Origin of the sequence: Streptomyces antioxidans (assembly GCF_000968685.2) — a bacterium.
In the GTDB taxonomy this organism is placed as follows: Bacteria; Actinomycetota; Actinomycetes; order Streptomycetales; family Streptomycetaceae; genus Streptomyces; species Streptomyces antioxidans.
In genome coordinates this window covers 143520-155055 of record NZ_LAKD02000001.1, presented here as the reverse complement: position 1 = coordinate 155055, position 11536 = coordinate 143520, and the positions used below count along the sequence as shown (strand labels likewise).

The 11536-nt window shown below is 70.2% G+C and carries 7 protein-coding genes; 1 reads left to right on the top strand and 6 read right to left on the bottom strand.

What is annotated here, in order from left to right:
• Positions 1 to 223 precede the first annotated feature (223 nt).
• Genes VT50_RS00690 through VT50_RS00680 form a run of 3 tightly spaced genes read right to left on the bottom strand, consistent with a single transcriptional unit; the run spans position 224 to position 6535 of the window.
• Positions 224 to 1486, bottom strand: a complete 1263-nt coding sequence (locus tag VT50_RS00690) for a cytochrome P450 (protein WP_046084496.1) — start codon at positions 1484 to 1486, stop codon at positions 224 to 226.
• A 7-nt stretch (positions 1487 to 1493) separates the two neighbouring features.
• The gene (locus VT50_RS00685) at positions 1494 to 2462 is read right to left on the bottom strand and encodes a TauD/TfdA family dioxygenase (protein ID WP_053048432.1); all 969 of its coding nucleotides are present in this window, start codon (positions 2460 to 2462) and stop codon (positions 1494 to 1496) included.
• Entirely contained in the window at positions 2459 to 6535 is a 4077-nt protein-coding gene (locus VT50_RS00680) for a PA14 domain-containing protein (protein WP_046084495.1), read from the bottom strand. Before VT50_RS00680 ends, VT50_RS00685 begins: the two co-directional genes overlap by 4 nt.
• Positions 6536 to 6710: 175 nt before the next feature.
• Between VT50_RS00680 and VT50_RS00675 the strand changes: the two genes are divergently transcribed.
• Positions 6711 to 7361 carry a response regulator gene (locus VT50_RS00675; RefSeq protein WP_046084494.1) on the top strand — a complete coding sequence of 217 codons (651 nt, stop codon included), beginning with the start codon at positions 6711 to 6713 and terminating at the stop codon, positions 7359 to 7361.
• A gap of 176 nt (positions 7362 to 7537) precedes the next feature.
• On the opposite strand, the gene VT50_RS00670 is transcribed toward VT50_RS00675, so the two are convergent.
• The 3 genes from VT50_RS00670 to VT50_RS00660 all read right to left on the bottom strand — a co-directional run bounded on the left by VT50_RS00670 (position 7538) and on the right by VT50_RS00660 (position 11386).
• Positions 7538 to 7795 (bottom strand): LysR family transcriptional regulator, encoded by a 258-nt coding sequence (locus tag VT50_RS00670; RefSeq protein ID WP_046084493.1) that lies wholly within the window; start codon positions 7793 to 7795, stop codon positions 7538 to 7540.
• A gap of 268 nt (positions 7796 to 8063) precedes the next feature.
• Positions 8064 to 10613 carry an ABC transporter permease gene (locus VT50_RS00665; RefSeq protein WP_046084492.1) on the bottom strand — a complete coding sequence of 850 codons (2550 nt, stop codon included), beginning with the start codon at positions 10611 to 10613 and terminating at the stop codon, positions 8064 to 8066.
• On the bottom strand, positions 10613 to 11386 hold the full coding sequence (locus VT50_RS00660) for an ABC transporter ATP-binding protein (protein WP_240528981.1): 774 nt from the start codon (positions 11384 to 11386) through the stop codon (positions 10613 to 10615). Before VT50_RS00660 ends, VT50_RS00665 begins: the two co-directional genes overlap by 1 nt.
• Positions 11387 to 11536: the final 150 nt, after the last annotated feature.

The window sequence follows — 11536 nt, the reverse complement described above, 5'->3', positions numbered from 1 at the left end:
TGCCGTTCACCTCGTTTGAATAGGCTCAACGATCGAGCCCAACCCTACGAAGCATCCTCGAATACCCCTATGGGCGAATGAAAAACTTGAAATCGCCGAGAAACGCATATCGAAGAATGCGCATCGCGCTGTACCGGCGTCGGTCCCGGACCGTAAAATCGACTGCCCCGACCTGACGCAGGTCGGGGCAGTCGATGGCGAACACCGCGCTCGTCACGCCTGGTCAGGCCATGCGCGACCGAGCCAGTCCGGCCTGATCCGGAGTCAGGGACACCGGCAGACTGCTATAGCCGTGCAGAAAGTTGGAGTGGATCGGCCGGCCGGGCCCTGTCAGCTCCGCCTCCGTCACCATGGTCCGCAGCGCGGTGAGCATCGCATGGATTTCCGCCCGGCCCAGATAGGCGCCGAGGCAGAAGTGCGGCCCGTATCCGAACGACACATGCTTGTTCGGGGTGCGGCCCAGGTCGAATACCTCGGGTTCGGCGAACACCTCGTCGTCGTAATTGGCGGCGGTGTTCCACATCGTGACGATGTCACCGGCCTTGATGTGCTGACCGCCGATCTCCGTGTCCACCACGGCCCGCCGCCCGAAGTGCATGGCGGGGGTGACCCAGCGCAGCACCTCCTCGACGGCGGACTCCACCGCCACGTCCCCGGCGCGCAGCCGCTTCCACTGCACCGGGTGCTCGATCAGCTCCCGCATCCCGCAGATCATCGAGAGGCGGCTGGTCTCGTCGCCACCGAGGATCAGGCTGTAGCAGTTGAAGACGATCTCCTCCTCGGTGAGCGGTTCACCGTCGATCGTCGCCGTGGCCAGCGCGCTGATCACGTCCTCGGTCGGCTCCTCGCGCCGGTCCTCGGCCAGATCGGCGAAGTACAGCAGCAGTTCATTGCGCGCGATCAGGGATTCCTCGACGCTCTGCCCGGCCTCCTCGGCGCTGAGCGCCTGCTTGGTCAGGGTGAGCAGATAGCCCCGGTCGGACTCCGGGACGCCGAGCAGATCGGCGATGGTGGCCATCGGGATGTGCTCCGCCACGTCCTGCGCGAAGTCGCAGCTCCCGCGCTCGACGGCGGCGCGCACCAGCCCCTCGGTGCGCCGCCGCACCGCGTCCACCACCGGCTCGAGCACCCGCGGCGCGAACGCCTTGAGCAGCAGGTTGCGGATCTCCCGGTGGCGTACGCCGTCGGTGACCGCCAGCATCTTGCCGCTCGCGGAGTCGCCGCCCTGCAGCAGCGTGGTGAGGACGTTGCCCTTCTCGGAGGTGAAGGCACGGTTGTCCCGGTACACCGCCATCACGTCCCGGTAGCGGGAGAGCACCCAGAAGCCGGGCATCAGCCCCTCGGTCGGATGCCAGTGCACCGGGCTCAGCTCCCGGAACCGCCGCCACATCGGCGGCAGTTCACGGTTCAGGAACGTCTGCGGATCGGTGAGGTCCACCTGGTCGAGGTCGATCTCCCCGGGACCGGCGGTCGGCTGGCTCGCCATGCCGCGCTTACCCCTCACGCTGGGTCATCGACACCAGCACCTTGCGGTCCCCGGTGAACGGACGCCGACCATGGGTGGTGAGCAGGTTGTCGATCATGATGAGATCGCCGTCCTCCCACCGCTCCGCCAGGATGGTGGCCTCGTACGCGCCCTGGATCGCGGTCAGTTCCTCAGGGGTGATCGGGGCGCCGTCGCCGAGGTAGGCGTTGCGCGGCAGCCCGTCCTCGCCGCAGATCTCCAGCAGCCCCTCGCGCACCGCCTCGGGCAGCGCGTGCACATGGAACAGATGGGCCTGGTTGAACCACACCCTGCGGCCGGTGATCGGGTGCTCCACCACCGCCGGGCGGCGCTGCCGGGTGCGCAGCACATCGCCGTCCCACTCCGACTCGATGTCGTGCTCCGCGCAGTACCGGTCGACATACGCCTTGTCGTCGGTCTGGAACCCCTCCTGCCAGGACAGCCCCATCCCGGTGCGATAGGTGCGGGTGTAGAGCACCCCGTGCTCCTCGAACCGCGCCACCAGGTCCCGCGGCAGCCGGTCCAGGACCGCCCCGCTGTCGGCCACCGGGGTCTCCCCGCCGGTGGCCGCCGCCTTGGCGCAGTACAGATAGAGGTTGTGCGGCCAGTTGCTGGAGTACGCGCTCTCGTTGTGCTGCGGAATCGACTGGTCGGCCGGGTACTCGGTCGAGGTGTAGACGTTCCCCTTGACCCGGCTGCGCGGCGTGGACCGCTCGTTGTACTCCAGCGTCTTGCCGCCGATCAGCTCCGCGAGACCGGCGAGCTCGTCCTGCTCCCCCAGGTCCAGGCTCTTCACCATGACCGCCGCGTGGTCGAGCATCGCCGAGCGCAGCCCGTCCAGGTTGGCCGCGACCCAGCCCGGACCGTCACCGCCGTGGCGGGGCGTCACCCGCACCAGGTGGGTGCCGTTGTGCTCCAGCAGGTCCACATCGGCGTCCGCGAAATACTTCTCCATCATTCCTTCTCCCCATCCAGGCTGAACCCGTCGATGCTGACGTGGTTGACCGGGTCGCCGGCCGCGTACTCGTAGGCGTTCAGGAAGGGCCCGTCGGAGACCGGCTGGGTGAAGCGGCCGAGCGGGTTGTTCAGCAGCCGGGTGTCCAGCACCGCGGAGAACAGGGCCCCGGCGTGCTCGGAGCCGCGCTGGTACTGGCCCAGCCAGCCGTAGTCGAAGTCACCGGGCAGGTTGTCCGGGACGTGGTCGGGGTCGACGGTGCCGTCCGCGGCAAGCGGCTCACCGTACGGGCCGTACCGGTACAGGTCGCCGATCTGCTTTCCTTCGTCCCCGGCGACGGCGAAGACATCCCCGCGGACGGTCGGGTAGCTCCAGGTGGAGCGGCCCTCGTACGAGGCGCCCTTCTTGGCGTAGACCACACCGCCCGGCAGCGCCACCACCCGGCTCAGCACCCGCTTGTCCTTCGCGAGCACGAAGTCGATGTCCGGATCGGTGTGCGAGGTGTGGCCGTAGAGCTGGGTCGAGCCGTCCGCGCCCTTGGACTCGCGCGCGATCAGGTGGTCGGCGATGTCGGAGGCGTAGCTGACATCGGCCGCGCCCTTGCCCGTGATGCTCGATCCCCGGTAGCGCTCGGCCGCGTCGTGGCGCTGCTCCACCGTGGCGCCGTCCTGCCGGTAGCCGGTCATATGGCCGTTCTCGGCGTATGTCACGTCCGTCACCGGGTGATCGCCGGTGGTGGCCAGCAGCCGGTCGGCGGCGTCGTAGCAGTAGCCGGTCTCGGTGGTGCCGTCCGCCGTGCGGTCCGTCAGCCGCAGCCGGTTGCCGTTCCGCCCCGCGTCGCTCTGGGTGCCCTTGGGGCAGTCCTTGGGCGCGTCGGCGAAGTCATAGCTGTAGTGGTGTCCGGTCACCCAGGCGTCGACCAGCCGGCCCGACGCGTCGTAGCGGTAGTTCGGCTCGCCCTTGCGGGCGTCCTGGCCCGCGGTGGACTCGTCGGTCACCACGCCCGAGCGGGCCCGGGTCACCGTGCTCGGCAGCGAGCGGCCGTGGGCCAGCCGCCAGTCGTTGCCCGTGATCCGGCCCGCGGCGTCCCGGACCACCTTCAGCGACGAGCCGTTGGCGTAGGTCACCCGCTCGGCCTCGCCGCCCGCGTCCAGAGCGACGGTGGCGAGCGTCTTGCCGTCCAGCGCGACGGCGGTCTCACGGCCCGCGTCGTCATAGCGCACCGTCTTCACCTGCGTCGCGTCCGCGTCGCTGGCGGGGGTCGAGGTCTCGCGCACCGCCCGTCCGGCCCGGTCGTAGACCGTCTCGGTGCGGATGCCCTGGGCGTCGGTGAACCGGACGGTACGGCCGAGCAGATCGACCGTGAAGAGCAGTTCGTCGCCGGGCTCCGACGCCTTGGTGGTCAGCGGATCGCCGCCGTGGGCCGCGTCGTAGCTGATCGTGCGCGCCGGGGCCCACTCGTTCCCGGGCACGTGCATGGCGAGGATCTGGCCGCGGTCACCGTAGTCCACGCAGGTCCACTTGGTCCCGCCGAAGGTCACCGCGACCGGCAGCCCCCGCTCGTCGTAGACGAACTTCTCCGTCCGGGAGGAGCCGGTCGCCGACGCCGCCGAGGTGATGGACTTCGGCAGGCCGGCCTGCGGCAGCGGATCGTCCTCGTCGGTGCAGGGGTTGTCGGCCTTCTCCGTCGCGCCGTAGTACGCGTAACTCTGCTTGGCCCCGCTCGGCATGACCTTGGCGGTGGGCCGGAACATCTCGTCGTACTCGTAGCCGGTCTTGAGCTTCAGGCCCTTCGGGTCGGTGACCATCGCCACCGGCACCCCGAGTTCGTTGAGCTGGGTCTCGACCGTGAGGTCCGGCACCCCGTCGGAACCCTGGGTGACGGAGGTGGCGCTGGTGTCGCCGTACGTCGTCGTGGTGGCCGGGACCTTCCCGCACCCCGAGGGGGCCGGGCTCACCAGGCTGCCGTCATCGGCGAAACACTTCTCGGGACCGGGGCCGAAGGCGCCGACCGGGCGGCCCGCCTCGTCATAGACCGTGGTGGTCAGCCGGCCGGCCGCGTCGAGGGTGGCGGCGGGCTGCTCGGCCGCCGTCCACTCCTTGCGCACCGTGCGCCCGGTGGCGTCGGTGTCGGAGCTGACGCGTCCCGCGGTGTCGTAGGCGACGGTGCGGGTGCCGTGCAGACCCGCCACATCGATCTTGGTGGAGCCCGAGCCATAGGCGTAGCGCCGCTCGGGGCGCGCGGTCCGGCCCTCGGTGAAGCCGGTGGGCTCGGGGCCGGCCAGCCGGGCGGCCCGGGTGCCGGAGTCCGCGTAGCCGATCTGGTAGTCGGCGGTGGCGTGGTCGCGCCGGTCCGGGTCGACCGCGATCCAGTCCATCACCAGCGGGGTGCGGACGGCGGTGAGCCGGTGGTCGGCGGTGTAGCCGAAGTCGGTGGTCTCGTCACCGGGATTGACGATCCGGGCGAGCTTCCCCGCGGAGTAGTGCAGCTGGGTCGTCCCCGCGCCGGGTACCCGGACCGCGCAGACGAACCCCTCGGGGGCGTCGTCGTCCTCGCAGGTGGAGTCGCCGCCGTAGAAGAACTTCAGACCCTCGTCCGCGGCCTCCTCGGTCGCCTTGAGCTTCGCGGCGTCGCTGTCGGTGTCCCCGGCGCCCTTGGCGCCCTTCGCGCCCTTGGCTCCGGTGGCGGCCTTGGGCGTGGCGGAGTTGGGCTGGGCGGCCCCCGTCGAGGAGGCCGCGCCCGTGCCCGTGTCGGCGCTCGAGCCGGTCGCGTTCGCGCCCTGCGGGCTGCTCAGCGGGTTCGCCGCGTCCGCACCGCCCGCCGCCGTGACACCCTCGCCGGTGCCCTCCTTGAGCGCGCTCGCGCCGTCCTGGCCGGTCGCGGCGGGAGTCACGCTCCAGCCGGGCGGCAGCACGGACCCGGCCGGCGAGAGCCAGGACGAGGGCACCGGCAGGCTGCCCTTGCCCGAGCGCTGCGCCCACAGGGCCAGCCGCCCGCCGTCGGCGGGGCGTTGGTACTCGATCCGCACCGAGTAGGCGTGGCCGGCCTTGAGCTGCCGCACCGCGCCGAACCGGGGTGTGGAGCCGCCCTTCTCGCCCTTCCAGTCGTCCACGACCGGGGTGTCGTCCAGCCAGATCCGCACCCCGCCCTGGTAGACGCCGCCCAGGCGGTAGCCGCCCGAGTCCGGTACCCGCAGCTGCCCGGTCCAGCGCGCCCGGAACCGGTCGCCGGCCTTGGCACCCTCCCAAGGGGCCTGCCCGTCCCAGTTGAAGGAGGGCTGGGTGTCGGTCCGTACGGCCGCCGGCTTCTCCTTGCCGCCGATGCCCGTCCCGGACGTCCCCGTGAAGTACGAGCCGGTGAGCCCGACTTCGGCCGTGGCCAGCGAGTTGTAGGTGAAGGTCGCCCCCAGGGGCCCGGCCCCCGTGCTCGTCTGCGGGGTGGCCACCGACGCGGTCGCGTTGCCGTTGGCGAGGTTCACCGACGCCGGGCCGAGCGTGTCCATGGGCACCGGCCCTTCGGCGGGCTGTGCCCCCAGCCACAGGTTCACGGTGAGGGACCTGGCCGGGGCGTCCGCGGTCACCTTTCCTGACGCCCGGTTCCGCGCCCGTACGGTCCACGTGTACTGGCCGCCGTCCTTGAGCGTGCCGTCCGGCACCGTCCAGCGCGGGGTGCGCAGCCAGCCGGACGAGACGACCTGCCCGCCACGGGGGCTGTCACCAGTGCCGATGACGAACTCGTACTCGGCCTTGCCCGCGGCCCGCGCGGCGGTCAGCACCGGGCGCCGGTCGGCCAGGGTCGCGCCGTCGGACGGGGAGGCCGGTTTCGGTGCCGCGGCCGTACCCCGCTTCCCGGCGGACTCCGCGATGCCGTCGAAGTCGCCCGCGGGCCAGGCGGGCCGGACCGGATCGCCGGCCTTGGCGGACAGCATGGCGACATCCGACGGGGTGGCGTGCCCGGCGCGGCTGAGCCAGTCCGGTGCCGCCGAAGCCATACTCCCGCTCGCGAGCAACGCCACGGAGACGGTCACGGAGGCCGCGCCCGCCACCGTCGCTCTGAGTGTTCTGGTGCGAGCCATGCTCACTCACCACTCCAACCTGGGAACGCACCGCGCTACGCCGCACGGCTTCGAGAGGGGTCTGGCCGAATGCTGTCAACCGCCCCACTCGCCCCAAAGCCCTTAGTGAAACTTTCGATACGGTCCGTTGGGCAATCCGGCACGGCCGGGTGCCGTTACGGCTACGGTGTGTGCCGTGACCACCCGCATCCTGCTGGCCGACGACCAGGACACCGTCCGCATCGGCTTCCGGCTGATTCTCGACTCCCAACCGGACATGGAGGTCGTGGGCGAGGCCGCCGACGGCTTGGAGGCCGTCGAACTGGCCCGCAAGCTACGGCCCGATGTGGTGCTGGCCGACATCCGGATGCCCCGGATGAACGGACTCGAGGTCACCCGGCTGCTCGCCGGGCCGGGCGCCAAGGACCCGATCAAGATCATCGTGGTGACCACCTTCGACCTCGACGAGTATGTGCACAGCGCCCTGCGCAACGGGGCCTGCGGCTTCCTCCTCAAACGCTCCGGGCCGACGCTGCTGGTGGAGGCGATCCGGGCGGCCATGGCCGGGGACGCCATGATCAGTCCCTCGGTGACGGTCCGGCTGCTGCGGCACATCCAGGAGCCCGAGCGGCCCCGGGCCAAACGGCCCATCGAGGCGCTGACCGAACGCGAGGTGGAGATCGCCAAGTTGGTCGCCCAGGGCATGACCAACGCGGAGATCGCCGGCGAGCTGTTCATCTCTGCCGGGACGGTCAAGACCCATATCGCCAACGTCCAGCGGAAGTTGGACGTGCGCAACCGGGTGGGCATAGCCGCCTGGGTGTGGGACAGCGAGCGCGTCGACTGACCCCGCCGGAGCGGCCGCCACGGGCCCGCTCCCCATCAGTACCGGCTGCACCTTCCTGCCATCCGCTTCCCCAGCCGCCCCGGCCGCCACGGGCACCCCGGCGGCACAAGGGCCCGCCTCCCCCGACGTGGTCGGGGGAGGCGGGCCCTTGGGAGGTGGCCGCGCGGCGCCGCGTATCAGGCGGCCGCGCAGACGCCCTTCATGCTGTCGATGAGAGCCAGTACCGCACGGGCCGAGGGCAGGATCATCCGCCCTTCGCGAGTGAGCTGGGCACCCGTGGAGTCACGGGTGAAAAGCTTGGTGCCCAGCATTTGTTCCAGGCACTTGATCTGATAGCTGATGGCCGGCTGCGAATAACCGAGTACTTTCGCCGCCTGATCCATACGTCCTATCTCCGCTATAGAGACGAAGGCGCGGAACTCCCGCTCGTGCATTTTTCCCCCTGTCCGATTCGGCTGCCTTCTGGGCGGCCGAGAACCGGTTACACAGCACCGGCATCCGATCTGTCGAGACCATATCAACGTACCTAATCTCGAAAGACAACAGCCGGTGCAGGAAGCTGCAATGCGACCCACGTCTCGCGCGGCGGGGGAAGCCCCACGGTGCCTCGCCGGGGGATTTATCCGAGGCACCGTGGGAGACTTTCTGGGTTCCCGCGGCATTCTCCGGGCGCGGTACACCCCATCCGTTGTGTTCCGGGCCTCACTCCTGTGTGACGGCCCGCAGGACGTTCAGCCTGGCCCCGCGCCGGGCCGGGCCCAGCGAGGCCAGCGCCCCGACGATCGCCGCGCCCACCAGATAGACCGCCATCAGCGACCAGGGCAGTGACAGGGTGTTGACACCCTGGGACCGCATCGAGTGGGCCACCGCGAGCCCGAGCCCGGCCCCGACCACCACACCGAGCACGGCGCCGAAGAGCGAGATGACCACCGACTCGGTCATGATCATGCGGATCGTCTGACCCCGCCCCAGCCCGATGGCCCGCAGCGCGCCCAGCTCCTTGGTCCGCTCCATCACCGACAGGGCCAGCGTGTTGACGATGCCCAGCACCGCGATGATCATCGCGACCGCGAGCAGCGCCTGGACCAGATTGAGCATCATGTCGAAGCCGTCGTTGAACTTCTGGGCGATGGCGTCCTTGGACTGCACCGTCACCTCGGGGCTGTCCCGCAGCGCCTTTTCGATCCCCGGCTGGACCGAGGCCACCGAGGCGTCCGCGGCCAGCTCGAAGAACGCCTGCGACGGCTGCGCGTTGCGGAAGCCTTCGGTCGCGTCGGCCCACGGGATCACCACGCTGTTGGCCAGCGCCATGTCCTCGAAGGTGCCGGCCAGCCGGTAGCTGCGGGGCTCCCCGCGCTGCAGTTGGACGGTGACCTTGTCGCCCACCTTCAGATCGCGGTCCTTGGCGGTGGCCTTGTTCATCAGTACCGAGCCGGGGGCCAGTTCATCGATCGACCCGGCCTCGGCCCGCAGGCTGAGCATGCCGCGCGCCGCCCCCCAGTCCTCCCAGGAGGACACGGACTGGGTGTCCTTGCCGACCTTCGCGGTGTCGAACGACGCCGCGGCGACCGCCTCCACTCCGTCCACGCCACGCGCCTGGCGCAGCGCCGCCGGGTCGATGGAGGCCGACATGCTGTCGCCGGAGTCGCCCATCGCCACCAGCTGGGACTTCAGCTTGTCCGAGATCTCGTTGTTGACGCTGTCCTTCGCCGAGGCGGCCACCGTGCTGAGCGTGGTGACCAGCGCCACGCCGATCATCAGCGCCGAGGCCGTGATCGCGGTACGGCGCGGATTGCGCGCCGAGTTGCGGCGCCCCAGCTGGCCGGGGAGCGAGCGGGAGAACAGCCCGCCCAGCAGCCATACGGCCGGCCGGCTGATCAGCGGGGTGAGCAGCGTGACCCCGATGAAGGTGAGCAGCACCCCGGGCAGCACGGCCGACATCGCCGCGTCGCCCGACCCGGCGAGCCCCATCACCAGCAGCGCGGCACCCAGCACCAGCAGCACCGAACCGGTCCAGGTCTGCTTGCGGTGCTTGCGGTCCGGCGCCACCGCCGAACGGATGACGGCGATGGGCGCGACCTTCGCGGCCCGCAGCGCCGGGAACAGCGCGGCCAGCATCGTCACCCCCACACCGACCACCAGCGACACGACGACCGCGTTGGCGGGAACGGCGAGATCGGCGACCTCCAGCCCCTTGATGGTGCCCGCCAGCAGGGAGGCGCCCAGGGCTCCCAGGCCGACCCCGAGGCCCAGCCCGATGACCGCCGCGACCAGCCCGATCACCAGCGATTCCAGCAGCACCGAGCCGATCATCTGACGGCGGCTGGCGCCCAGCGCCCGCAACAGTGCCAGCTCACGCATCCGCTGGGCGATGATGATGGAGAAGGTGTTGATGATCAGGAAGACCCCGACCAGCACCGCCACCGCCGCGAATCCCAGCAGCACCTGGGTGACCAGGTCGAGGATCTCCCGCGAGCGGTCGGCCGACGCCTTCGACAGCTCCTCGCCGGTGCGCACCTCGAAACCGGACCCGAGCTCCTTCTTCAGCGCCGCCTTGACGGTGGCGCTCTTCGCGCCCGAGGCCAGGTCCACGCTGATGGCCGAGTACTGGCCGTTGTGTCCCAGCATCAGCTCCCGCGCCACCGGTTCGGTGAACGCCACCGTCTGTTCGCCGCCGATGGAGTCACGGTCGCCCGAGTAGCCGAAGATCCCGGCCACGGTGAAGGACCGCTTGGGCTGTCCGGTCAGCACGCCGATCGAATCGCCGACCGAGAAGTGCCCCTTCTCGGCGAGCCCGGCGTTGATCGCCACCTCGTCCGGCTTGGCCGGGGCGTGGCCCTTGCGCAGGGCGAGGAGCGAGGTCTCGCCGGTCCACCCCTTGCCGTACCGGGGGCCGCCGGTGCTGGGCACCACCTTGCCGTCCTTGCCGAGCGCGCGGGCGCCCTCGACGCGGATGTCCCCGTCGGCCTTCCCGACGCCGGGGACGTCCGCCACCCGCCGTACGGTCGCCGCGTCCAGTCCGACCGGCGCGCTCGCCGCGTCGCCCGCACTTCCGCTGACCCGCGCCTTGGCGGCCACCTGCAGATCGATGTCGTCGTACGCGCCCGCGAACTGGGCGTCGAACGAACGGCCAAGGGTGTCCTGGAGGACGAAGGCACCCGAGACGAACGTGACGCCCAGCACCACCGCGAGGCCCGACAGCAGCAGTCGTAGCTTCCGCGACAGCACGCTCTTGAGAGTCGCCTTGAACATCAGGCCACCTTCTCCAGCGTGTCGATCTTCTTCATCATGTCGAGCACGGCGTCCGCGGTCGGCTCGGTGATCTCGCTGACCACGTGTCCGTCGGCGAAGAACACCACGCGGTCCGCGTACGAGGCGGCGTTGGGGTCATGAGTGACCATGACGATGGTCTGGCCCAGCGTCCTGACCGAGTCGCGCAGGAACTTCAGCACCTCGGCGCCGGCCCGCGAGTCCAGATTGCCGGTCGGCTCATCGGCGAAGATCACCTCGGGCTGGGACACCAGCGCCCGTGCGCAGGCCACCCGCTGCTGCTGACCGCCCGAGAGCTCCGTGGGACGGTGCCCGAGCCGGTCGCTCAGCCCCACCGTCTCGATCACCTTCGCCAGCCATTCCGGCGAGGGCTTGCGGCCCGCGATCGCCAACGGCAGGAGAATGTTCTCCTCGGCGGTCAGCATCGGCAGCAGATTGAATTGCTGGAAGATAAATCCAATGCGATCTCTGCGAAGAGCGGTCAGTTCCTTATCGCTCATTCCATTGACCTTCATATCGGCCACATACACATCGCCCTCACTGACCGTGTCGAGGCCGGCGAGACAATGCATGAGGGTCGACTTACCGGAACCCGAAGGCCCCATGATCGCCGTGAACTGACCACGGCGCAGGTCCACATCGACCCCGCGCAGGGCGGCGACTTGCGCATCGCCGGTCCCATACACCTTGTGGACGTTCACCGCTCGAGCGGCCAACTCCGTATCCGTCGAACTTGTCGCGCTCACGCGGCTCACTCTCCCTTTGCCGGGTCGGGCTTGCGTTGACGAGCCGAGATTAGGACGGGGCCCCGGGGCGCCGCCTCTGCCGAATGGCAGAGATCGGGCGCCGAGTTCGACGGCCGGGAGCGGGGAAGCGGGAACGGGGAAGCGGGATCCAGGCCGCGA

Bases quoted from the DNA above. Each gene is read 5' to 3' on its own strand.
- VT50_RS00690 (WP_046084496.1), bottom strand. From the start codon at position 1,486: ATGGCGAGCCAGCCGACCGCCGGTCCCGGGGAGATCGACCTCGACCAG.
- VT50_RS00685 (WP_053048432.1), bottom strand. From the start codon at position 2,462: ATGATGGAGAAGTATTTCGCGGACGCCGATGTGGACCTGCTGGAGCAC.
- VT50_RS00680 (WP_046084495.1), bottom strand. From the start codon at position 6,535: ATGGCTCGCACCAGAACACTCAGAGCGACGGTGGCGGGCGCGGCCTCC.
- VT50_RS00670 (WP_046084493.1), bottom strand. From the start codon at position 7,795: ATGCACGAGCGGGAGTTCCGCGCCTTCGTCTCTATAGCGGAGATAGGA.
- VT50_RS00665 (WP_046084492.1), bottom strand. From the start codon at position 10,613: ATGTTCAAGGCGACTCTCAAGAGCGTGCTGTCGCGGAAGCTACGACTG.